The organism is Alteromonas sp. OM2203 (assembly GCF_048517045.1).
GTDB classification, from domain to species: domain Bacteria; phylum Pseudomonadota; class Gammaproteobacteria; order Enterobacterales; family Alteromonadaceae; genus Alteromonas; species Alteromonas gracilis.
Genome location: NZ_CP183209.1, coordinates 614,348 through 638,186 on the forward strand (window position 1 = coordinate 614,348; position 23,839 = coordinate 638,186).

The 23,839-nt window shown below is 45.1% G+C and carries 21 protein-coding genes; 13 read left to right on the top strand and 8 right to left on the bottom strand.

The features are described 5' to 3' along the window. Positions 1-81: 81 nt before the first annotated feature. Entirely contained in the window at positions 82-1,479 is a 1,398-nt protein-coding gene (locus tag ACM0P2_RS02775; RefSeq protein ID WP_419227265.1) for a PhoH family protein, read from the top strand. 127 nt (positions 1,480-1,606) lie between these two features. On the opposite strand, the gene ACM0P2_RS02780 is transcribed toward ACM0P2_RS02775, so the two are convergent. From ACM0P2_RS02780 to ACM0P2_RS02790, 3 genes are all read right to left on the bottom strand, one after another. After that, positions 1,607-2,560 (bottom strand): hypothetical protein, encoded by a 954-nt coding sequence (locus tag ACM0P2_RS02780; protein WP_419227266.1) that lies wholly within the window; start codon positions 2,558-2,560, stop codon positions 1,607-1,609. Positions 2,561-2,698: 138 nt separating this feature from the next. Then, the gene (gene cysG, locus ACM0P2_RS02785) at positions 2,699-4,084 is read right to left on the bottom strand and encodes a siroheme synthase CysG (RefSeq protein WP_159119597.1); all 1,386 of its coding nucleotides are present in this window, start codon (positions 4,082-4,084) and stop codon (positions 2,699-2,701) included. Between the two features lie 129 nt (positions 4,085-4,213). Then, positions 4,214-6,001: a DEAD/DEAH box helicase gene (locus tag ACM0P2_RS02790; protein WP_159119596.1), complete on the bottom strand. Its 1,788-nt coding sequence runs from the start codon at positions 5,999-6,001 to the stop codon at positions 4,214-4,216. Between the two features lie 305 nt (positions 6,002-6,306). Between ACM0P2_RS02790 and prsT the strand changes: the two genes are divergently transcribed. Continuing rightward, on the top strand, positions 6,307-9,081 hold the full coding sequence (gene prsT / locus ACM0P2_RS02795; RefSeq protein WP_173360132.1) for an XrtA/PEP-CTERM system TPR-repeat protein PrsT: 2,775 nt from the start codon (positions 6,307-6,309) through the stop codon (positions 9,079-9,081). Between the two features lie 175 nt (positions 9,082-9,256). Here prsT and ACM0P2_RS02800 read toward each other — a convergent pair whose 3' ends face one another. Next, positions 9,257-10,096, bottom strand: coding sequence for an ion transporter (locus tag ACM0P2_RS02800; protein ID WP_159119594.1), 840 nt, complete (start codon positions 10,094-10,096; stop codon positions 9,257-9,259). A gap of 195 nt (positions 10,097-10,291) precedes the next feature. On the opposite strand from ACM0P2_RS02800, the gene ACM0P2_RS02805 reads away from it, so the two are divergent. After that, the gene (locus ACM0P2_RS02805) at positions 10,292-10,444 is read left to right on the top strand and encodes a hypothetical protein (RefSeq protein ID WP_167390637.1); all 153 of its coding nucleotides are present in this window, start codon (positions 10,292-10,294) and stop codon (positions 10,442-10,444) included. A 142-nt stretch (positions 10,445-10,586) separates the two neighbouring features. On the opposite strand, the gene tolC is transcribed toward ACM0P2_RS02805, so the two are convergent. After that, positions 10,587-11,975: an outer membrane channel protein TolC gene (gene tolC / locus ACM0P2_RS02810; RefSeq protein ID WP_173360131.1), complete on the bottom strand. Its 1,389-nt coding sequence runs from the start codon at positions 11,973-11,975 to the stop codon at positions 10,587-10,589. 297 nt (positions 11,976-12,272) lie between these two features. Here tolC and nudF point away from each other — a divergent pair, with 297 nt between their 5' ends. The 5 genes from nudF to parE all read left to right on the top strand — a co-directional run bounded on the left by nudF (position 12,273) and on the right by parE (position 16,761). Then, a complete protein-coding gene (gene nudF / locus ACM0P2_RS02815; RefSeq protein WP_159119592.1) occupies positions 12,273-12,899 on the top strand; it encodes an ADP-ribose diphosphatase in 627 nt (208 codons plus the stop codon). Then, positions 12,896-13,336 carry a DUF1249 domain-containing protein gene (locus tag ACM0P2_RS02820; RefSeq protein ID WP_159119591.1) on the top strand — a complete coding sequence of 147 codons (441 nt, stop codon included), beginning with the start codon at positions 12,896-12,898 and terminating at the stop codon, positions 13,334-13,336. The genes nudF and ACM0P2_RS02820 overlap by 4 nt, the downstream gene beginning before the upstream one ends. Then, positions 13,333-14,157, top strand: a complete 825-nt coding sequence (locus tag ACM0P2_RS02825; RefSeq protein WP_173360130.1) for a metallophosphoesterase — start codon at positions 13,333-13,335, stop codon at positions 14,155-14,157. Before ACM0P2_RS02820 ends, ACM0P2_RS02825 begins: the two co-directional genes overlap by 4 nt. 9 nt (positions 14,158-14,166) lie before the next feature. Beyond that, on the top strand, positions 14,167-14,748 hold the full coding sequence (locus ACM0P2_RS02830; protein ID WP_159119589.1) for a YqiA/YcfP family alpha/beta fold hydrolase: 582 nt from the start codon (positions 14,167-14,169) through the stop codon (positions 14,746-14,748). A 117-nt stretch (positions 14,749-14,865) separates the two neighbouring features. Continuing rightward, positions 14,866-16,761, top strand: a complete 1,896-nt coding sequence (gene parE, locus ACM0P2_RS02835; protein WP_105930792.1) for a DNA topoisomerase IV subunit B — start codon at positions 14,866-14,868, stop codon at positions 16,759-16,761. Positions 16,762-16,841: 80 nt separating this feature from the next. Here the strand turns inward: parE and ACM0P2_RS02840 are convergent, their stop codons facing one another. Further along, positions 16,842-17,507 carry a hypothetical protein gene (locus ACM0P2_RS02840; protein ID WP_173360129.1) on the bottom strand — a complete coding sequence of 222 codons (666 nt, stop codon included), beginning with the start codon at positions 17,505-17,507 and terminating at the stop codon, positions 16,842-16,844. A 199-nt stretch (positions 17,508-17,706) separates the two neighbouring features. On the opposite strand from ACM0P2_RS02840, the gene ACM0P2_RS02845 reads away from it, so the two are divergent. Beyond that, positions 17,707-18,408, top strand: a complete 702-nt coding sequence (locus ACM0P2_RS02845; protein WP_159119586.1) for an HAD family hydrolase — start codon at positions 17,707-17,709, stop codon at positions 18,406-18,408. A gap of 137 nt (positions 18,409-18,545) precedes the next feature. Continuing rightward, the gene (locus ACM0P2_RS02850) at positions 18,546-19,841 is read left to right on the top strand and encodes a hypothetical protein (protein WP_159119585.1); all 1,296 of its coding nucleotides are present in this window, start codon (positions 18,546-18,548) and stop codon (positions 19,839-19,841) included. 91 nt (positions 19,842-19,932) lie between these two features. Here ACM0P2_RS02850 and ACM0P2_RS02855 read toward each other — a convergent pair whose 3' ends face one another. After that, the gene (locus ACM0P2_RS02855; protein ID WP_159119584.1) at positions 19,933-20,265 is read right to left on the bottom strand and encodes a hypothetical protein; all 333 of its coding nucleotides are present in this window, start codon (positions 20,263-20,265) and stop codon (positions 19,933-19,935) included. 294 nt (positions 20,266-20,559) lie between these two features. Here ACM0P2_RS02855 and ACM0P2_RS02860 point away from each other — a divergent pair, with 294 nt between their 5' ends. After that, complete coding sequence (locus tag ACM0P2_RS02860) at positions 20,560-20,751, top strand: hypothetical protein (protein WP_105930787.1); 192 nt, start codon at positions 20,560-20,562, stop codon at positions 20,749-20,751. 1 nt (position 20,752) lies between these two features. Here ACM0P2_RS02860 and epmB read toward each other — a convergent pair whose 3' ends face one another. Then, positions 20,753-21,778, bottom strand: a complete 1,026-nt coding sequence (epmB, locus tag ACM0P2_RS02865; protein ID WP_159119583.1) for an EF-P beta-lysylation protein EpmB — start codon at positions 21,776-21,778, stop codon at positions 20,753-20,755. Between the two features lie 36 nt (positions 21,779-21,814). Between epmB and efp the strand changes: the two genes are divergently transcribed. After that, complete coding sequence (gene efp / locus ACM0P2_RS02870) at positions 21,815-22,384, top strand: elongation factor P (protein ID WP_159119582.1); 570 nt, start codon at positions 21,815-21,817, stop codon at positions 22,382-22,384. A gap of 363 nt (positions 22,385-22,747) precedes the next feature. After that, the gene (gene epmA / locus ACM0P2_RS02875; protein WP_173360128.1) at positions 22,748-23,716 is read left to right on the top strand and encodes an elongation factor P--(R)-beta-lysine ligase; all 969 of its coding nucleotides are present in this window, start codon (positions 22,748-22,750) and stop codon (positions 23,714-23,716) included. Positions 23,717-23,839: the final 123 nt, after the last annotated feature.

Consider the following 23,839-nt stretch of genomic DNA (forward strand, 5'->3'; position numbering starts at 1 on the left):
CCTACAACCGTAACTGTAGCTTGTTAGTGCGTTCACAAATGAACAATACGCCTAACCTGGCTTTATTTACCGGAGTAAAGGATGCCAAGAAAAAATTCTACCGATACTAAGATTTACGTCCTCGATACCAATATCCTGCTGCACGAACCTCACGCTTTTCTCTCTTTTAAAGAACATGATGTTGTTATTCCAATGACTGTATTGGAAGAGCTCGACTATATCAAAGACAGTAAAAAAGACGTGGCGCGTGATGCACGGGTATCTATTCGAGCAATGGAGGATTTACTCCATGACGCAACACCAGAAGATATGCTTGCCGGTGTTTCGATGGAAGGGTTGGGAGCGGGTCAAACGGCACCTACAGGTAGCCTATCTATATTTGCCGATCTCAATATGGTTGAGGCCCAGCAGGTCTTCACTAGCAATGAGAACGACAACCGCATTATTAACGTAGCGCTGCACCTGCAAAAGACATTCGCGCCGCAAAAAGTGGTATTGGTGACTAAAGACTTAAACATGCGCCTTAAGGCGAAAGGGGCGGGCCTTGCTCATGTTGAAGATTATCGCACGGACCAACTTATAACCGATATCAAGTATCTATCCCGTGGCTTCCATACTTTTGAAGGTAATTTCTGGGAAAGTGTGAAAAGTGTAGACAGCCGCACTGAAGGTCGCGACACCATTCATACTATCCCCAAGTCTATGTTGCCAGAAGCGTATATCAACGAGTTTTTGCTTGATGAAACTAAGCAATTTACGGGGCTTGTAGAAGAGATCACCAACGACCATTTAGAAGTACTCGATTTAGGCTATGAGCGTTTAATGGGGCGTCATGCTTGGGGCATTACACCCAAAAATATCGGGCAGGCCATGGCACTCCATGCACTGCTAGACCCACACATTGATATGGTTATTCTCACAGGCCCTGCCGGTAGTGGTAAAACGCTACTTGCGTTAGCGGCAGCCCTTGAAATGGTTGTTGAGCGCAACATGTATGACAAAATCATTGTGACGCGAAGTACGCCGGAAATTGCCGAGTCCATCGGCTTCTTACCGGGTACGGAAGAAGAAAAAATGTTGCCTTGGCTGGCAGCGATTACTGATTCTTTAGAGGTGCTACACAAGCACGATGAAAATACCAAAGGCTCTATGAACTACATCATGGAAAAAGCCAACATTCAGTACAAATCGGTCAACTTTATGCGTGGTCGAAGCATCCAAAATGCTATTGTGATTTTGGATGAGTCGCAAAACTTAACCGCATCACAGCTCAAAACTATTATTACGCGTTGTGGTGAAGGAACTAAGCTCATTGTAGGCGGTAACCTGGCACAAATAGACAGTAACTATTTAAGTGCGGTGACCTCGGGCTTAACCTACTTAGTTGAGAAGTTTAAAGACTTCTCAGGCAGTGCCACCATTAATCTAGACGGAGTGGTAAGAAGTCGACTTGCGAGTTTTGCCGAAGAGAATTTGTAAGCTTATTTTCACTTTGCTCTTTCGGTTTTTAAAAAGGAAAGCGCCTGTATTTATAGGCGCTTTTTTATCTGAGAATAAACTGATTCATTTACGGTTTGCTTGAATGCAAGAGAGATAATTAGCCAGCTTACTCCATAATTTCCACTTTATAGCGGCCTGTAACAATATGGCGTTCAGTATCTTCAGACACTTGGCCAAAAGGAATGAGAGCAGGTCCAGTGGGGTCATACAAAACATAAGTGTCGCCGTCGTACTCAATAGTTCTATCGTCAACCATTGGGGTTATTGCAATACCAAGCAACGCATGATTAGGTAGAAAAACCATTATCATTTTTGTAGAGGGCAAAAACGCTCTAACCATAGCCGAGGTAAGCACCGCTTTGCTGTCGCAGTCCCCCAGGTTTTGCATAAGTACGCTAACTGGCGGCGCATAACCAGAACCATTGCTGACAACCCTATCTTCTAAGGTGTCATAGGGAATGCTCTGTATCCATCCAAGAAGCAGTGAAAAATATGCTCTGGAGTCTGACTGAGATTCGAGTTTTTCATAGAAGGCCTGAGACGCAGCTACCAAAGGTTTGACCGACTCAACTGCATACCTCGCATGGTCTGGCTTGATGGCTTGTTGATTAAAAAGGGTAGTAAATCGTGTAAAATAATGGGCGTGTAGGTATTCGTTATATTCTCGTTGCTGAACAGCTTTTAAATCGCTCAGTATTTTCTCGACCAGCTCTTCATTAGCGCCTCTTACTTCGATATTAATTGACTCACGCTTTGGCAAAATTTTTACGCGAGCCTCTTTAGGGTTTATTTTTTTCGCCTCTTCCATAAGGGCAACTGTGACGTAGCGCTGGGCTATCTTTGGCTTGTAGTTGGGTTGTTGAGTAGGCGCTTCGTTTAACGCCTCAGACGGTATCTCGAAAGCGATAGATTGAAGAGTATTGTCTCCATCTAGCCACTCATAACTTAACGCGACGCCCGTCTCGGTTTGCTTTTTAACGAATTTAAGTTGTTTGCTCTGTGACAAAGGAGAAATCAAAAGCCCAGCTATCAGCAAACAGGACTTTATTTTTAAACTCACTCTAGCGCTGCATGAACCAGATTGCGTGTTTTTGTAAACCACAGTGCGTACGCCTACTCGATATTACTTTCGTACTACTGAGTATGCGTTGCTGAGCGCAAAAAACAAGGGAACCGTATAGGTAACGCGCCAACCTGCTTATTCTTGAAACCAGTTGAGTTCGTTGTGTAGGCTTACAACGCTGCCCACTATGATGAGTGTAGGTGGTTGAAGCTGCGCTTCTTCTTGCTTGGCGACAATGTTTTGCAGAGTACCCGTCAGCACTTGCTGCTTTTCAGTGGTTGCTGACTGTACCAGCGCAATTGGTGTTGTGGCATCTAGACCGTGCTCTATCATTTTTTCGCAGATGATGGGAAGCCCGGTCAGGCCCATGTAAAACACCGCCGTTTGGTTTTTTTGCGCAAGGGCAGGCCAGTTAAGATCAATGGTGCCATTTCTTAAGTGGCCAGTGGCGAACACCACAGATTGTGCATGGTCTCTATGGGTAAGCGGAATACCCGCATAGCTCGATGCGCCGCTTGCGGCGGTAATCCCTGGCACAACTTGAAACTCAATGCCATGTTTAATAAGGGTTTGAATTTCTTCGCCACCACGACCAAATATGAACGGGTCGCCGCCCTTTAAACGAACGACGCGGTTGCCTTTTTTGGCCTCATCAACCATCAACTGGTTAATGTCGTCTTGCGGGAGGGTGTGATTACTTTTGGCTTTACCCACATAGATTTTTTCCGCATCACGACGCACAAGTTCAAGAATCTGCGGTGATACTAAACGGTCGTACACGACAACATCAGCCTTTTGCATAAGTCGCAATGCGCGAAATGTCAGGAGGTCGGGGTCACCCGGGCCTGCACCTACCAGATATACCTGACCTTCTACTTTCTTGTCTTCAGCTGCTGCCTGCAATGCTAACTCGAAGGCTTCATCTGCTTTTTTATCTTGCCCTTTTTCTATCATTTCGGCGATGTCACCGTCGAGAACATCCTCCCAGAAATAGCGGCGCGCAGTCACACCGTTAAGCGCTTGTTTTACTTTGTCGCGAAACTTCTCTGAGAAAGAGCCGAGTCTACTTAAGTTTGCTGGTAAAACGGTCTCAAGCTTCTGGCGCAAATAGCGCAATAGCACAGGTGCCACACCGCCACTGCTCATCGCAATTACAATGGGAGAGCGGTCAACAATGGAAGGCGTAATAAACTGGCAGAGTGGCGTATTATCTACCACATTTACTAAAACTTTGTTCGCACGAGCAAGGTCGTGAATGTGCTGATTTACTTCAGGTTTATCGGTTGCTATGAAAATCATGTCCTTGCTAGTAAGGTCATTATCTTCAAATTCACGCTCAATAAGGGTTACTTTCTCGTTTTGGGCGATCAGTTTAACGGTGTCGCATACCCAAGGTGCAATCACAGTAACAGTGGCAGGGGTCTTCATGATCAGCTCAAGCTTGCGGGCCGCGACTTCGCCTGCCCCAACAATAAGCACATTGAGCTTTCTAGCGTCTAGAAATAACGGAAAATAATCCATAAAGGTTTTATAAGCTTCAAATACAAAAAAAGAACTGACACTATTTTGCGCCAATTCTTTTTATTTAGAAAACAACGAAAACAGCCTTTATATTACTAATGGTTATATAAAGGCTTATAGTTTTGCTATTTAGTTCTTACGCTTGCGCTCACGGCTGCCGCGATCTTCACGATTACCACGAGGTGCTTTATCTGCACGACTTGGGCGTTCGCCACGTCCTTCACGTTTAGGTGGAGGCGTGTCAGACCATTCGCGGATATTTAGACGCTGACCTGCCACTCGCGTGCCCGAAAGGGTATCGCGTGTTTCTTTAGGCATACCGTCTGGAAGGTCTACAGTACTGAAATTATCATAAATCTCGATAGCACCAATGTGCTTAGAGTTGATATTCGCTTCATTCGCAATCGCGCCAACAATGTTACCTGGCTTAGCACCGTGAACATGGCCTACTTCGATGCGGAAGCGCTGCATACCTTCTTCTGGCTTGCGGTTTCCGCGTGGTACTTTCGGCTTTCTCTCGCGACCATCACGACCATCACGGCTGCCTCTTTCGCGGCTATCGCGAGGAGGCTTGCTGTTGATGTCTGGGCGATCAGTTTCTTTAAGAATTAACGGTTCGTCGCCTTGCGCAATTTTAAGCAAAGCAGCCATTAACACTTCAGGAGACGCTTCGTTTTCTGCTTTAATCATCTCAACGATAGGCATTAACGATTCAATGCTATCGTCTTGTGTTGCTTCGGTAACCGATTGCTTGAAGCGACTTAAGCGTGTTTCGTTGATTTCGCTAATTGAAGGAATTGGCATTGCTTCAATAGGCTGCTTAGTGGTTTTCTCAATAGAGAACAACAGGCGCTTTTCGCGATGAGAGATAAATAAGATGGCGTCACCTTGACGTCCAGCACGACCAGTACGACCGATGCGGTGAACGTAAGACTCACTATCATACGGGATATCATAGTTAATAACGTGGCTCACACGCTCAACGTCAAGACCACGAGCTACTACGTCAGTAGCAACAAGAATATCGATATTACCCTGCTTAAGCTTTTCAACCGTGCGCTCGCGAGCAGCCTGAGGAATATCACCGTTTAGCGGCTCTACATCGTAACCACGGGCTGACAGTTTATCTGCCAGTTCAACTGTAGCGGTTTTCGTACGCACGAAAATAATCATACCGTCAAACACTTCCACTTCCATGATGCGAGTCAACGCTTCAAGTTTGTGATGTGGCGCGATTTGACAGTAGCGCTGGCGAATAGTGCTTGCAGTACTTACCTTAGACGCAATTTTTACGTGCTTAGGATCTTTCAAGTAACGCTGGGTAATTTTCTTGATTGGGCCAGGCATGGTTGCAGAGAACAACGCGGTTTGGCGTTCTTCTGGCGCATGGCTAAGAATAAGCTCTACGTCATCAATAAAACCCATGCGAAGCATTTCGTCAGCTTCGTCAAGCACAAGATACTTAAGCTCGCTTAAGTCTAATGTTTTGCGCTTAATATGGTCAATAATACGTCCCGGTGTACCAACAACCACTTGTACGCCACGTTTTAGCTGACGAATTTGATTATCGTACGACTGGCCGCCGTATACTGGAAGTACTCTAATTTTTTGACTAAAGCTCGCATAAACCTGAAACGCCTCTGCAACCTGAATAGCTAGTTCACGAGTTGGGGCCAATACCAGTAATTGCGGCTTACTTTGCTCAGGATCGATATTTGCCAACATGGGCAGGGCAAACGCAGCGGTTTTTCCTGTCCCTGTCTGTGCCTGACCGAGTAAATCGTGACCTTTAAGAAGAAGAGGTATACTCTCTGCTTGAATAGGTGACGGTTTCTCATAGCCAACTTTTTCGAGGGCTTGTAAGATAGGTTCTGGTAAATTGAGGTCTTTAAATGTCATGTCGACAGTTGTTGTCATTAAGGGTCCTGGTGCATTAAGTAAGGAGGGTGCGGCATACGACTAAACCAAATTTAGCGGTTTATTATCGCAAGACGCTATACAGCGATGAACTGGCCATTCAGGCGAGTTTAAGAAGCGTATTTTTAGCGTATTTCGCGATATGCTTGCCAGCAGTGTTGCAAAAACCCGTATTATATTCGAATAATGGACAGGTTGCCACGAAATTGCACAAATTAGATGAAATAATAAGCAGTGTGATGGACCTTTTTTACAATAGTGCAGCGGTGTGACAATAAAAATTTGAGGAAGGGCAAGGAATTACAATGACAAAGTATAAAACAAATAAATTAATTAAACGCACAACGTTAGCAGTAATGCTATCCAGTGCACTTTTGTCAGGCTGTAGTGAAAAGTCTATGGAGAGCCATCTGGCTGACGCAAGAAATTACGCCTCTCAACAGCAACTTGACGCGGCGGTCGTTGAATACAAAAACGCCATTCAAAAAGTGCCTAATGCTGCCGAGCCGCGCTTCGAACTAGGTAAGCTGTATTTGCAGCAAAATAATTTTGCTGCGGCAGAGAAAGAGCTTAACAAGGCAATGGACCTGGGGCACCCAGTGAGTCAGGTCATTCCGCTTCTTTCTGTCGCGTATCAACAGTCGGGGGCAGAGAACGCCCTTTCTGAGGTGGACTACCGAGCAGAAGGCATGACAGCGGTGGAGTCAGCGGAAGTGGGGTTTTATAAGCTTCAGGCGCTAATGCAGCTAGGTAAAACAGAGGAAGCGCAGACACTCCTTGCCGATTTGTCTACCTTGGATACCAGCTCAGTATACAAAGGGCTTATTGATAGCTACGTCTTCGTTTTAGATAACGATATGGAAGGCGCCTTAGCTGCCACTGAGGCCTTGCGCGAACAAGCGCCAACAAATAAAGATGTGCTTCAGCAGCTCGCCAAGATATATCTTCAAAACGGTGAGCCTGAAAAAGCAGCCGAAGTTTACGGTGTTTATGTTAGTCAGTTTCCAGATGACGTGACCAGCAAGTTCGCCTATGCCGCGTTGTTAATAGAGATTAGAGATTTAGAAAAAGCAGCGCCTATTGTAAATGACTTGCTGACCCTTAACGAAAACCACCCATTGCTTAACACTTTTAAAGGCATTATCGAGTCGGCTAATGAAAATTATGCTAAAGCATTAGAACATTTAGAGATTGCTGTACAAAACGGTAGAAGCGATCAAGTTGTTCGCCTAGTGGCCGGTTTTAGTGCTTATCAAATTCAAGACTTCGAGGCTGCTCAGCGACACTTGACCATGGTTGCATCAAGTTTACCAGATAACCACCCCGGCCTTCGCATGCTGGCAGATAGTATGCTTCAGCTTGGTGAGAATGACGAAGCGCTAGAAGTTTTGGCTCGGGTAGAAGGTGAGCAGGGTATTGACGCTGCATTGTTCTCAAAAGCCAGCTACCAGTTGCTGAAAGACGGTAATGTGGTGGGCGCTAAACAAATGGTAGAAAAGTCTGAAGCAGTCAGCGCTACTGCTGAAGATTTATCTCGTCTTGGCGTGCTTCAATTATCACTGAACGATATTGACGGCTTGGTGAACCTTGAAGAGGCTGTAGAGAAAGCACCAGAGTCAGTGACATCACAAGCGACCTTGCTGCGGGCTTATATTGCAACGAATCAGCTAGATAAAGCAAAGGTTGCCGCAAAAGAATGGCATGAGCAGTCGCCAGAGACGGCGGCCCCGCTTATCTATCTCGGTAACATTGCTACTGCAGAGGGCGCTTATCAAGAGGCTGCCCAGTACCTCGATAAAGCAAGTGGTTTAAGCGACGCGGGTAACGAGGTGACGTACTCACGCGCTAATCTTCTTGTAGCCGAGGGGAAAAAAGAAAATGCTATTGCGTTTATTCGCGCTTTTATTGATAAGAACCCCGCAGATGTTCAGGCATTGGCGTTATGGTTTGCATTGGCAGCGGAAGTGGGGGATGGCAAAGCGGTTATCGCCCACACGCAAACACAATTTAGCAAGAACAAGAGCAATCTTAAGTTAAGGCTGCTACTGGCAAGAATGTACTCGATAAACGGTCAGCTTGATAACACAGTGTCACTGTTAGCGGATGTAGAGGGTGACGAATCGTCACCTCAGGTTTTTTGGAACTTAAAAGGCCAAACGCTTATAGCGACGAATAATGTAAAAGAGGCAACGGCCTTTTTTGACCGCTGGCTGTCCTTTTACCCACAAGACAAAAACGCGGTTCTAGGTAAACTATTAATTGTTGATTCACAGAAGCAATTTAAGCAAGGCCTAGCCCTTACCGATAAAGTGCTTGCGAAGCGACCCGATGCACAATTAACGCTGTTGAAAGCGTATTTCCATAGTCGTCTAGGTCAGGCAAAACCAGCTTGGGATATTATCAATAGCACGACCGATGATGTAAAAGCATTGCCATTTGTGAGAGGCATTATTGCGCGTTTGCATCTTATCGAGAAAGCGCCAGAGCAAGCAGTAGAACACGCTAAAGCGGCCTATGACGCAACGGCAAATTCAGACAATGCGCTGCTTTTAGTGGCTGCACTGGAAATGTCTGGTAAGAAAGAGCAGGCGTTTAGCTTTTTAGAGAAACATGTTGGTGCTCACAATAATGATGTGCAAAGCGCCATGCTGCTGGCTGAGCGTCAAATTCGCTCAGACCGAAAGGCGGCCATAGATACCTATGAACAGGTGTTGTCCAAAACACCGGACAACTTTGTGGTATTGAATAACTTAGCGTATTTAGCTTTTGAAGATGGCGAATTAAAACGGGCTGAGGAGCTCGCGAAAAAAGCCGTGTCATTACAGCGTGAAAACGCAGATGCTGTAGATACATTGGCGCAAATCTATATTGCTAAAGGTGATAAAGAGGCAGCGTTAGCGCTTTATGAGCAAGTTTCCGCAGGTCCTATCGCAAGCGATGAGGTTTATTTGAACCATGTAGACTTGTTACTTGCGCTCGATAAAAAGGCATTAGCGAAGCGTCGTCTAGCAAGCAGAGAATTTTCATCCGAAGCAGCAAAGCAAAGAGCGGAGAATATTAAACAGCAACACGGGCTTTAAAAGCTTTTAGAAGAGCGAAGCGGTTGGTTTCCTCTTCACATTACTCGTAAAAAAACAAAGGCCACATTCGTGGCCTTTGTTAAATGTGATGTCACGTGTTGCTTGTCTCTTTAAGGAAGGCTAAGGCAGTATAGATTGACATGCTACAGTGCGCCCGTTTTCGCAGAGCCCTTAACTAATCGCGCTTTGAATGCTGCGCCGACAATTGCATTTTAAGCTCGCGCAGCTCTTTCATTACATCGTGCAGTGTTGGCTCTACATGCCCTTGGGCAATTTGCTCTTCTAGCAATGCCGCTTCTTTTTCTGCCCGCGCTTTTTCATTTTCTCTTTCCATTACGTTTACCACAATGCCAATCACCATGTTTAGAAAGGCGAACGCCGTGAAGAAGATAAACGTGAGATAGAAAATCCAACTCAGCGAATATACTTCTTGGGTTTCATACATAACATCTGTCCAATCTTCGAAGGTCATGATCCTAAAGAGTGTAAGCATCGAGATGGTAATGTCTCCCCACAGCACTGGGTTAATGTTCTCAAATAGCGTGCTGCCCACTGCGGCGTATATGTAGAAGATAATAAACATTAACAGCATCACATAGCCTAGCTGAGGCAATGCTTTAACCAGTGAAACCAATAAAATCCGTAGCTCTGGGATGATTGAAATCATACGCAGCACACGGAAGACACGCACTAAGCGTGCTATCAACGCAAGCTCCGTATCATCTGCGGGTATCAAACTTATAATAACGATTAGCGTATCAAACCAGTTCCAAAAGCTTTTGAAAAAGTAGCGCTTACGCTTTTCGGCTAAAAAGCGAATGGTGAGTTCAGTTAAAAAGAAAGCGCTGATAAACCAATCTAGAAACAAGGTTACCGAAGCCATTGCCGAGGGAAGTTCATAGGTTTTTGCACCTACAAGCAGGGCGGAAATTACAATAACGCTTATAACAAAGGCTTCGAACCATTTATTGGCGCGGATCCGTTCAAATTTATTTTGAAGTTCAGAGGCTTGCATTTTTATTTATCACTCAAGGAAAAATCACTAAACCAACGGGCTTGCTGTAAGCCCGTTTGGCGTTATACTAAAGTTGCAGTTTGCACATTTAATGCGACATAAATGTTGGGGCAACACGCGCATTTTAAAACCGTTACCTGTGCATGTAATAAAAAATAGTCATTAAAAACGTAGGTGAAAATAAGGGGCACAATCATGGATGATGAATTACGTTTATTGCAAGCAAAATTACGCGCTGTGTCTACCCGTTTATCTACACCCATTTTAAGCAAACAAAACGCTCAGGCACTTTGCCATGAATACCGCGAGCTGTTGGGTGCTCTACAAAAGTTCACATCGCTAAAATAACGCTTTTGTTTAAGAGTCAATTTGACTCAGAGACTAATTTGACCAAGAGCCTAATTTGACTAAGAAATTAACGCGCATAAAAAAGGGCAGCCCATCGCTACCCTTTACATCGTCATTAAGGCTTTGTTAGTACCCTAATTTTTTATCCATTGCTATCGGTTTGTACCGGTTTAAGACCGCGGTTAACCATCGCCACATCTTCACCTGTCAATGTACCTGCCGCTTGCTTAAGCGTAATCACTGACTGAATAAAGTCGTAGCGAGCGCCCGCAAGGTTACGGCGTGCGTCAAACAAGTTACGGGTGCTGTCCAATACGTCAACAATAGTGCGTGTGCCTACATCAAAGCCTGCTTCTGTGGCTTTAAGTGCACTATCAGCGGAAACCACAGATTGTTCTAAAGCGCGAATAGTTGAGATAGACGCTTTCACATTATTAAACGAGCTGCGAACAGATTGTACTGTTTGACGATAGGTTTGCTCGGTAGCTTGGCTTTGCGCAACGTAATTATATTTGGCCCGCTGCGTTTGAGCACTTACGCTGCCGCCTTGATAAATTGGCACGCTCAGCGTAACACGTATCGACTGGCTGTCTAGATAAGGCGTGTCATATGCGACAGGCGCGCTCTGACCCGCATCGTTAATAAATTCCCCTTCAACTTCGTCTTTTGAGCGACCGTATCTACCCGATAAAGACAGTGTCGGTAAGTGCCCTGAACGCGCAATCGCAATGTCTTCTTTCGCAATGTCCATGGCTAAACGGTCAACAAGTAACGCTAAATTTTTATCTTCAGCGGTTTCTAACCAGCTTTCTACGGTTTCAGGCACCGGCATGGTTGCTGAGAAATTCTCTTTATTAAGGCCATATAAGTTATCGTGGTACTTACCAGTAATAACCCGCAGTGCCTCAAGGGCAAATTCAAGCTCGTTTTTAGCCTGTATTTCCTGTGCCACAGTTCTATCAAAATTAGCCTGTGCTTCGTGCACGTCAGTAATTGCAGTCAAACCAACTTCAAAGCGCTGACGAGTTTGTTCTAATTGACGCTCGATAGCACGTTTCTCAGAGCCAACAAACTCTACGTTATCGCGAGCGCGAAGCACGTCAAAATATGCCGTTACTGTTCTTACAATAACGTCCTGCATGCTTGCGGCAAGCTGAGCGTCACTTTGCTCCGCAACCTTCTCAGCACGGTCTAAGTTTAGCCAGTTTGCATGGTCGTATAGTGACATAGATAGCGAAATGCCATAGTCCTTAGTGTCTACCGTGGTGTCGGTAGTGAAAATTGTATCTGGACCTAGCTGTTGAAAACGCTCAGATTCGGCATGGGTATAACCCACCGAGCCTGAAATTTGGGGGAGCAGGCTTGCACGGCTAAGACTAATTCCTTCAAACGCAGCATCACGTTGCGCTTTCGCTTGGTTTACCAATGGATCGTTCGCCAGTGCTTGTTGATATACCCGCATTAGGTCATCGGCCAAGGCACTAGTTGTCATCGATACTCCGATAACCAGCGACAGAAGTGTTCGTTTCATGCTTACGTCTTCCTGTTGTGTTCAAGTTGCGTCGTCGTGTTTTCGTTAAGACGACTAATTAAAACCAAGTGTATGAAAATTCAACCACAAACCGAAAGTACAAACTCGTAACAGTATTCATTTAACTGTAACAGAATATGTGATCTACCCACGCAATTATTATAGTAATAGACGACTTGTAATATGACTTTTCTGCTATTCGATCACACCTAAATATTGCATTTACAACGCATATACATGGTTGGTGTGTAAATGTACTATGTATGATAAATCTATTTGAACCATAAGTGTCAGCAAATGAGCAAGGAATTCCTTTCATTTACCTCAAATGATGTAGAAATCACCGATATTAAGCCAGTGTATCGTGGTTTCTTTACGATGAATCAATATCAATTTAAACACAAGTGCTTCAATGGAGAATGGAGCGACACCGTTACCCGCGAAATTTTTGAGCGCGGTCATGCAGTGGGGGTACTACCTTACGATCCCATTCTCCAAGAGTTCGTACTGATCGAGCAGGTAAGAATTGGGGCGTTGGCCACATCTTCAAGTCCTTGGCTGATAGAAATTATCGCAGGCATGATAGATGAAGGGGAAACACCCGAAAACGTGTGCCACAGAGAGTCAATGGAAGAAGCAGGCATTGAGCTTGATAACCTCACTAAAGCGCTCAGCTATTTATCCAGTCCTGGTGGCACGACAGAAAGATTACATATTTTTATAGCGAAAACGAACGCGGCGAAAGCGCACGGTATCCATGGCTTGGATACCGAGTCTGAAGATATTAAGGTGCATCGGGTTAAAGAGAATACCGCCCTTGAATGGTTGGAAAATGGCCATATTGACAACGCGGCGGCAATAATTGCGCTACAATGGTTTTTCATGCACAAAACTCAACTACTGGAGCAATGGCAGACATCGTGACTCAACGTAATCAACGAAAGTATGTACCTAATCTTCCTTCTATGCAGGCGCTTTGCGAACTGAATTACTCGTATGTTCTGAGGATTCTGCCTGACTGCGATACGGAAGATTTGAGCTACGAATTTTCGGTAGGGGTTGGTCTGTCTTATGAAATTCGCATTGTCGATTCTGCTCGTTACACCAGTACGATAAGCATTAAGCAGACCACCAAAGATATGCCGTCATACCTAACGCCCAGCATGACGGTGCGCTTATATCACGATGCGCGTATGGCCGAGGTTATAAACAGCCAAAATACAGGTGCACTCGAGCCATCTTATGATTATCCAAATTTAAAAATGCGTCAGCGCAACGAAAAGCACATGGTTAATATCTTCTTGGCAGAGTGGCTAAATTTTTGTTTGCAGCATGCATCAAACGTTACTTCTGAAGCGTGATTACCCTTCTACAGTTAAGTGATTGCCACTTACTTAAAGATAAAGAAAAAGCAGGTTATGCAGGCATTGCCCCATACCACTCGCTAGCGCGTGTGCTTCAAAATGCGGTAAGTCCTTATATCAAACGAAGTATGGATGATGGGAATGTCAGTCAGCCTCTACGAGATAACGAGCATAAAGTAATCATGCTCGTTACTGGCGACATTAGCGGTGACAACTCTTTAGAAAGCTATCGGCACTTTACTGCGCTAATGGACCACTACTTAGCGGATGCAGATATAGAATGGTATGTACTGGCGGGTAATCACGACAACAATCCACATTTTGAAGCGGTGTTGAGTGAGCGGACGCTTAAAAGCGATAAACCGATAGTTTGCCAGCGCTGGCATATTCACGGCCTGGATACTCGCTCATCAAGTGATATTTATACAGCGGCAGGAGAATTAAAAAGTGAGGACGTTTGTGCGCTTGAACAAGCGTTAGTGAGTGCCCCTAGGAATAACCATCTTGTTGTATTGCATCACCATGTGCTTCCGTCAAATAGTTGGATGGATAAGCACTATTTGGATAATGCGTCTAAAGTTGTGGCACTATCTGAGCAATATTCACAAATTAAAGCGTTAATTCATGGCCATGTACATTCGCCGTTACGCCAAACAATAGGTTCAGACAATATCCCTTCTTACGGCAGTCCCTCTACATGTTGGCAGTGGAAGATGCAGGTAGAATTTGGTGTAAGCGACGAGGCACCGGGTTATCAGGTGATAGAGCTTTGCGATGATGGTGCAGTGAATGTTACGGTTAAACGGGTTGAAAAATAAGAGACAACAATGCAGCATATTTTATACCTTCACGGCTTTTTGAGTTCCCCAAAATCAATTAAAGCGCAGGCCACGAAAGCTTATTTCGAAAAGCATCATTCTGATGTCACATTGCATATTCCAGAGCTATCTAACTTTCCAAGCAAGGTTGAAAGCCAACTTCTTGCGCTTATTGAAAGTACTCCCGCCCTCTTAGAAGATGGGCTTAAACTGATAGGCAGTTCCATGGGCGGTTACCTCTCTACATTTTTGTTAGAGAAGTTTGGTGGCAAAGCGGTATTGATAAACCCGGCTGTTCGTCCTTATGAATTACTGCAAAGCTTTATTGGCGAACATGAAAACCCATACAGTAAAGAAAAATTTGAAATCGTCGCGAGTGATATGGACGTGATAAAAGCGTTGGAAGCCTCGTCACTGAGCGCGCCAGAGCGCTACAAAGTATTGCTTCAAACAGAGGATGAAACTCTTGATTATCGTCTTGCTGAAGAAAAGTATGCGCAAAGCCAGCTTGTCATTGAGCAAGGCGGTGACCACAGCTTTGTAGGCTACGAAAATCACTTACCTGCTATCGCTCAATTTTTGCTAAACTAAGCGCATTGCCAGGCTCATCGAGCCCTGCTAACATCAAACAAACACAGTGCAGTACTGTGATTAATACCAGTGCTGTTTACTTCCTTTTCGTCGCTGGCTTAAATAATAACCATAACTATGTCAAATCAATACAATTCAGATGCTATCGAGGTTTTAAACGGCCTTGACCCCGTAAAGCGCCGCCCTGGTATGTATACCGACACCACCCGACCGAATCATTTAGGTCAGGAAGTCATCGATAACAGTGTGGATGAAGCGTTAGCCGGACATGCGTCTAACATTAAAGTTATTTTGCATGAAGACCAATCGTTAGAAGTGATTGATGACGGTCGCGGTATGCCTGTAGATATCCACCCTGAAGAGGGAATATCGGGCGTAGAACTTATTCTCTGTAAGCTTCATGCAGGTGGTAAGTTTTCAAATAAAAACTATGCGTTTTCTGGTGGTTTGCACGGGGTGGGTATCTCGGTTGTAAATGCGCTTTCAACACGCGTTGAAGTGACCATCAGACGCGATAGTAATGTATATCAAATTGCGTTTGAAAACGGCGATAAAGTAGAAGATTTGCAGGTTATTGATACCTGTGGCAAGCGAAATACGGGAACCCGGGTTCACTTTTGGCCCGATCCCCAATATTTCGACTCAGCCAAGTTCTCTGTTAGCCGCTTAATTCATAATTTGCGTGCAAAAGCGGTTCTTAGCCCTGGTCTTCGTATTCGTTTTGACAATAAAATTTCGAAAGAAAGCCAAGAGTGGTATTACGAAGACGGGTTAAAAGACTATTTATACCAAGCGGTAGAAGAGTTTGAGACACTGCCGTCTGATGCACCTTTTGTCGGCACGTTTAGCGGTAACACAGAAGCGGCAGATTGGGCGGTAATGTGGTTGCCCGAGGGCGGCGATTTGGTGACAGAAAGCTACGTGAACCTTATCCCCACTGCGCAAGGCGGTACGCACGTTAATGGTCTTCGACAGGGATTATTAGAATCAATGCGGGAGTTTTGTGAATTCAGAAACCTCATGCCCCGTGGTGTTAAGTTATCTCCCGACGACATCTGGGATCGCTGCGCCTACATTCTATCAACCAAAATGCAGGACCCACAGTTTGCCGGGCAAACCAAAGAACGCCTATCTTCGCGCCAAGCCAGCGCGTTTGTATCGGGTGTGGTGAAAGACGCCTTCAGCCTTTGGCTGAACCAGCACACAGAAATTGCTGAAGCGCTTGCTGATATGTGTATCAACAATGCACAACGACGTCTGCGTCAAACCAAAAAAGTAGCCCGCAAAAAAGTAACGCAAGGCCCAGCTTTACCCGGAAAGCTTACCGATTGCTCTTCGCAAGACATCTCTTACTCTGAACTTTTCTTAGTGGAAGGGGACTCGGCGGGTGGCTCGGCCAAACAGGCTCGTGACAGAGAGTTTCAGGCAATTATGCCGCTGCGCGGAAAAATATTGAACAGCTGGGAAGTCGATTCTTCTCAGGTACTTGCTTCACAAGAAATTCACGACATTTCAGTGGCATTGGGCATTGACCCTGACTCAACCGATTTGTCGGGTTTACGCTACGGTAAAATTTGTATACTAGCGGATGCTGACTCCGATGGGCTACACATTGCGACCTTGCTTTGTGCGCTTTTTGTACGTCATTTTAGAACTTTGGTTGATGCAGGGCACGTGTATGTTGCAATGCCGCCACTATTTAGAATAGACGTGGGCAAAGACGTTTACTACGCGCTAGATGAAGGTGAAAAACAGGGCATCTTGGATCGTATTGAAGCTGAGAAAAAGCGCGGTAAAGTGAACGTGCAGCGTTTTAAAGGCTTGGGCGAGATGAACCCGTTACAGCTTCGTGAAACGACAATGGATCCTAACACGCGCCGTCTCGTTCAGCTTACCATTGAAGATGCAGAAGAAATGATGGAGTTGATGGATATGCTGCTTGCCAAGAAGCGTTCTGGTGACAGAAAAATTTGGCTGGAAAGCAAAGGAAATATGGCAGAAGTGGTGCTGTAATAAGCCGCTCTAGCATATGCCTTCCGTAACTTGCAGATAAAGCCTAGCTAGCAATAAAGCAAAAGTGAAACGCCAAGACACTATCCTGATAAAGGGAGTGCTTGGCGTTTTAATTTGTACATCTTCAATAAGATACTTCCGCGCATAATAACACTTGTTCCATTTAAGATAAGTAGCGGCCAGCTTTGGCTCAGTGGCATTGTTAGACCAAACAACAAAGTGCTAACGTCTTTAATAAGAATATTCTTGAAAAGCGAGAATGACAGCGAGCCTACTTTTTGTCGTCGTTGTAAAACCAACCATTGATGCAGTGAGCCTTGAAACAGAACAACGGTGACCGCAAGCATCAGGGTATTCGCTCCTAATTGTGCCAACGCCGGAAAGGGGCGAAATGCGATTGATAGTGTACCGCCAATAAGTGCAAACAATGCAAGCGCGGTAACAGCGGCACAAATGCGTGTACGCCTGTGCTCCCAAATTTTCCAAATAATGATGAGTGTAAGGATAAGCGCACCAAAACGCGTCCACACGAGATAGTGGTTGAAAGGCTCAACAGAGATACCAAACAAGAAAATTGAAAAAAACGCGAAGTAGCTAGAACCAAATTGGTTAAGGGAAAGACTGTGATTAGCGTCATTATCGACCACAATTTGGCTTCGTGCAATGGCTTTTATTTGTGACCACAGCCCTAACCACGTAAGTAAAAATAGCGCAGCACTCGCAAAACCCAAGATGTGGTAAAGCACTTTGATAGCTCCACTTTAAGATATTGATAATATTGAAGTGTGAATAGTGTATCACAGCGAAACGATGGCGAGACGAGAAGAAAACGCACTATGAATTCAGGGTAGCTTGAAGCCATCAAATTTCCAATTGGCCCAGTACCTGCTTCCCCTCAAATAAGGTTTCGAAAATAGCGCAAATTCATTAGCAAGGAGGATTATTTTGACATTGTACCCAGTTACTTCATCATCACTACATCGGGCAGTTGGTAACGAAACCACAACGCTTCTTTTTGATCACGACGGTACACTTATTGATTCGGAGACCGTACATTACGACCTGTGGAAGGACATTTTGCATGAGTATAGAGTGGAACTTAGTGAAGATTTTTATTGCGAAGTAATGGCAGGTATCCCTGTTAAGCAAAACGCAGTTGATTTGGTGGAGCACTTTCAACTCGACGTTGCGCCTGCCGTGTTAGCTGATAAAAAGCACAAGAGTATTAGCGACTACTTAGATAGGCAAGCATTTCCCCTCATGCCTTTTGCTAAAGAAACCCTTAGTACGTGCTTCAAAAATGGCTATACCATCGGCATCGTAACAGGAGGAAGCAAGAAGTCTGTCGAAAAGACGCTGTCGCAATATGAGTTAGGCGGCTATGTATCTTGTGTGGTCGCTGTGGAAGATGTAGAAAATAGCAAACCTGCTCCTGACTGCTATGAACTCGCTATGGCTAAATTAAACAAGTCGCCAAGCGAGTGCGTTGCTATTGAAGATACGCAGACGGGGATGAATGCGGCAGTCTCTGCGGGCTTAGCTTGTGTGGTAGTCCCAACTGCTTTATCAAAGCACCACGACTTTACAAGCGCTACCGTTAAATACACTAGCTTAAATGAATGGGTAAAAAGGGAATTTGGCCGCTAACGCATTGCTAACCAAGCTCTATGACTTGTCAGGCCACTTAAGCTCACGTCGTAGTGGCGGGCGAATAGATAACATAGTATAAACAGTGCCTTGACTAGGGCTTATCTAAATAATTTCACGGGTAAAGCAGCAGTATCATGATTTTGCGTAGCGTAAAATGGCTTTTTATTATCATTGCCGTTATTCTCCTCCTGCTTCTCGCGGGTGCAACAGCGGTTGCCATTATGGCGGTTCAAAAGGCGCCGCTGGTGGCATCAACTGCGACGACGCAACTTGATGGCGCTGACAGTGTGAACGAATTATTAGGTCAGCTTCAGCGGGCGTTTTCGCGGCGCGAGGAAGGCCATCAGGTAACGCTAACTGAAACTCAGGTCGAGAGTCTAGTCGGCGTTCTACAGCGTGCGTTGCCTGACTTTAAAGGTGTGGTAAATATTAGCCCTATCGGAGGGACTATTAACCTAACCTACGCCATTCAGGATACGGGCTATTTTGTGAATGCCTCGGCGCTCGTACTGCCGGGCAACAGTTTGCGTATTGAACAGGTAAAAATCGGCGATTTGACAATACCGGGTCGCTATCTACTTCGCTTCCTTGAACGTACCGTTAATTCTTATACCGATTCGGAAATCGCTACAATCGCGTTATCGCGTGTTGAAAGGGTTACTATGAAAAGCGGTGAGCTTACCCTAGATGTGGGGCGATTAGATGCTCTGTTGACCGAGTTAAACGTAGTGGCATCGAATATGTCAGTTGACGAGGAAAGCGAACTTCAGCGCTTGTCCGCCTACTATTTGCGCTATCTTTCTGGAAGAGAAATCGCGCTCTCAACCGAACCTGTCTCTCTTATTGAATATTTACGTGAGGGAATGGCGAGAGCGCGAGAGCAAAGTGAAACACCTCAAGATGCGGTACTACACAACAAAGCGGTTATTTTAGCGCTTGCTGTTTACGTAGGGCATCATCGCGTTGGAACCTTGGTGGGAGATATACAGCCCAACGCTGAAAAAGCGTTAAAGCCGCGCAGAGGCGCAGTACTTCACAACCGTAATGACTTAGCCCGACACTTTATTATTTCAGCGGCGTTAGAACTTCTGTCTGAAGAAGGTATGTCGTTAGCTATTGGGGAGTTCAAAGAGCTTATGGACCGCGGCAATGGCGGGTCAGGTTATAGTTTTGTTGATTTGGCAGCAGATATGTCAGGTAATGAGTTTGCGCAGGTGGCAACCGAGATTAGCACCGCTGTCGATGTGCAAAATGCGATGGCGCGGATTCAAAGCGAATTAGAAATAATTCCTGCTATTGAGGGGTTTCCAGAAGGGTTGAGTAAGCAAGCTTTCATAGAACAGTATGAAAGGGTAGACAGCATTGCTTATCTTAAAGAGGTAGAAGAAATAAAGCGCAGAATTAATTTGCTGCCCCTTTATCAACGATAAATTATCTATGCGGATTAATGGTATAAAATGATGAATATTTGAAAAAAAGCCCGCTGTTAAAGCGGGCTTTCTTTTTTTTGATGTGCTATGTTTAGTTCTTTGAAAGCGACTGTTGAAATTGAGCGATAGTCACCAGAGCTAGCTCTATTTTTTTCACGAGTGGCGCTAATGCCTGTTTAGCTTCATCGTCATTGAGTTCTTTGATCGATTGCCAGTCATTCGCGATTTCTTGTACATAAGGACCGAAGCGTTTAGCTGACGTGGTAAACCCGCTGTCATCCGCAAACACAGCTGCAAATTTGCCTTTTTGATCGCGCTGCAAATTATCTAAAATTTGGTCGGCATCAACGGCTTTGCGGTGCAGCGTTTGAAGTGTTTCCTGAAGTTGTTGATGGACAGCCTGCATCTCTTGGCTTTGTTGCATGGTTACGCCTTTTGTTTCTTTGTGTCGTAAGTGTACATCTTGAAGTACGTTCGCTGTAGCTGAACGCTACCCATGACCTTAGTTAAAGCCATGATAATGCCTTACGGTAAATAATGGTTAAAGTTTAATCTTTTAAGGTCGATAACCTAAAAAGTGTTGTTGTATTTGCAGCGGTAGTTAATAAAGCCAGTTAAGGTTTACTAACGCCACTGATTGCTAAATACCCAACATGTCGTAAGGGTGGGCAATTTTGCCCATTTTTTTACTTTGCTACAAGCAACAAAGGAAAATGGTATGGATCTACAAGGTACTAGTGCCTCTGGAGCGTCCGGTGCGTCACTTGAGTTGGCCTCTCTTAAGTTGGCAAAAAGCCAGCAAGAGCAAGAGGGTAAAGCGTCGCTTCAGCTGCTGGAATCAGCCGCTGACGTACCAAAAGCGTCATCTTCAAACCCCGCGTTAGGCGCCAACATCGATACCTACGCGTAAGTTACGGATGCAAATGTAAGTCGATAGGCGTTTTGCCGGGTTGACCGCCAATTTCTCTTACCAGTTTTGGCACTAAGAAACCCGGCAGACGCTTTATCGCTTCTTCCATAATATTGCGGCCATCGTCATCGCTTACATAGAAGTGACTCGCGCCTTGCACCTTGTCGAGCACGTGAAGGTAGTATGGCAACACGCCTGCATCAAAAAGCGCTTCGCTTAAATCACTAATCGCGTCGCCAGAGTCGTTGACCCCTTTCAATAATACAGATTGATTAAGTAACGTTACCCCGTTTTTCCGCAGTGTATTCAAGCCCTTTTTGAGTGAATCTGACATTTCATTGGCATGGTTTGCATGCAGCACTAACACTTTTTGCAGTGGTAGCGCGGTAAACCATTTAATGAATTCCTCGCTAATTCTTTCTGGTAGCACTACAGGTAAACGGCTGTGAATACGCAAGCGTTTTATGTGGTTGATTGTCGCTATTTCGTTGGCTAGCCATGCCAAGTGCTCATCTTTTGCCATAAGCGGATCGCCACCAGAAAAGATTACTTCGTTGATATTACTGTTGCTGCGAAGGTAATCGAGAACCTCAACCCATTGGTGCTTACTTACTGCATTGTCGGCGTAAGGGAAGTGGCGGCGGAAACAGTAACGGCAGTTCACAGCGCATCCAGTTCGAACCATTAACAACACGCGAGAATCATATTTGTGCAAAATACCCTTACCCGCAGTGTCATGCTCTTCTAGCGGATCTTCGCTGTAGCCTGGCGAGGTCAAGAACTCGTCGTTTAGCGGCATCACTTGCAAAAACAAAGGGTCGCTAGGGTTTCCTTTTTCCATTAAATCAGCGAAGTGACGCGGAACACGCATAGGAAAAAGTCGACGAGCTTTGATGTGCTGGGCATATTTTTCTGGGTCTAAACCTAAGTGTTGTAATAGCTTTACTGGGTCGGTAAAGCTAAGGGCTAATTCTTTTTGCCAGTTATGCTCTACAGAAATCGCTTTTTTAGGTATTATTTGTTCCACGAAACTTTTTGTACCTTATGTTTAGACAGAGGAATTATGGCTTATTACAGCACTAACGAGTTCAAAGGCGGCCTGAAAATCATGCTGGACGGCGAACCTTGCAACATTTTAGAAAACGAATACGTAAAGCCGGGTAAGGGCCAAGCGTTTAACCGCGTTAAAATCCGCAAGCTTATTTCAGGTAAAGTTTTAGAAAAAACTTTCCGCTCAGGTGAATCGGTAGAAGGCGCTGACGTAATGGATACGGAGCTTGCCTACCTTTACACCGACGGCGAATTCTACCACTTTATGAACAACGATACATTCGAACAAATCGCAGCGGATGAAAAAGCGGTAGGTGAGAATAAGAAGTGGCTAGTAGAAAACGACGTTTGTACTATCACGCTGTGGAATGGGTCACCTATCACAGTAACGCCGCCAAACTTTGTTGAGCTAGAAATCACAGAAACCGATCCTGGCCTAAAAGGTGATACAGCGGGCACAGGCGGTAAGCCAGCAACGCTTACTACCGGTGCGGTGGTACGTGTTCCTCTGTTTGTTCAAACAGGTGAAGTTATCCGTGTAGATACGCGCTCTGGCGAATACGTGTCTCGCGCACAAAAATAATATCTTATACCAGTCCGCATAGATAATTACCCACTCAGCGAGAGTTAAAATGTTCGTAATCGCGGCGTGTTGCCGCAGGTATAGTGGTTCTACATCAAGGTGACACAACAAAGAGTACGGACATTTTAAACTCGCCCTTCGGGAAGGTCTGGCAAGCTTCCTAGCTTCATTCTGGGAATTTGAAAGGGAACAACCATTCCTGCATTCCCACGCTTCGCTATGAAGCTTGCCAGCGCCTTCTGAGTGGGCAATGATCTATGCGGATTGGTATTAAGCGCATATCGCGCATTCTTTTTACGTGTAAAGCCGGTGCCTTTGTGTACCGGCTTTTTGTTTTAGCTTTTTCTATTTAGGTTTAAACACATGCAATCTTGGCAGCCTACTACCACTCATGAAGCGCGTGTTGCGCGTGCCGAATTACTTAGAACTATCCGTGATTTTTTTTACGCAAGAAACGTGTTAGAGGTAGACACGCCTTTACTTTCAAACGGCACGGTTACCGATGAGCATCTTGATGCATTTGATACCGAGTTTAACTTTGCCCACTCGGGCAAGCCCACTCGGTTATATCTTCAAACTTCGCCTGAATATGCCATGAAACGACTACTTTGCGCTGATAGCGGCTCTATCTACCAAATATGTAAAGCATTTCGTCACGAAGGCGAGGGCCGCTGGCACAATCCAGAGTTCACTATGTTGGAGTGGTACCGCTTAGGCTTCGATCATTTTGCATTAATGGACGAGGTTGATGCCTTATTGCAAGAAACGCTAGGGACAGCTCCAGCCGATAAGATGACTTATCAGCAAGCGTTTCAAACCTATTTGAATATTGACCCTCTAAGTGCTGATGACAACGTGTTGCTAAAGGCAATGGAACAGCAGAATATAGATATTCATGCACCGCAAAGCCTCAGCGATGACAGTAAATTTCAGCTGTTATTCAGTTATGCTATCGAGCCTAAAATAGGTATCGATAAGCCATGTTTTATTTATAATTTTCCGGCTTCTCAAGCGGCACTTGCCAAGTTAAGCGCTACAGATGAACGGGTTGCCGAACGCTTTGAGGTGTATTACCGAGGCGCTGAACTCGCCAATGGTTTTAATGAATTGAGCGCTGCGCGCGAGCAACGTCAGCGCTTTGAAACGGACAACGAGAAGCGTAAGGCGGCTGGTCTTCCCGTAAAACCTATCGATGAGCACTTTCTAAGCGCGTTAGACGCGGGGTTACCGCCTTGTGCGGGTGTGGCACTGGGTATCGACAGATTACTTATGCTCAAAACGAATGCAAAGCACATTCAAGAGGTAATTAACTTTACGGTAAGCAGAGCATAGGGCCTTTTTGGATGAACAGGAGAGCGAAAAACAGGACTTTGGCGCTCACACTGTTAAGAAACATTAAATTGCGCTAGATAAAGGTGAAGTTACGTTATTCTGCGGTTGACATGCGTCAAGCAA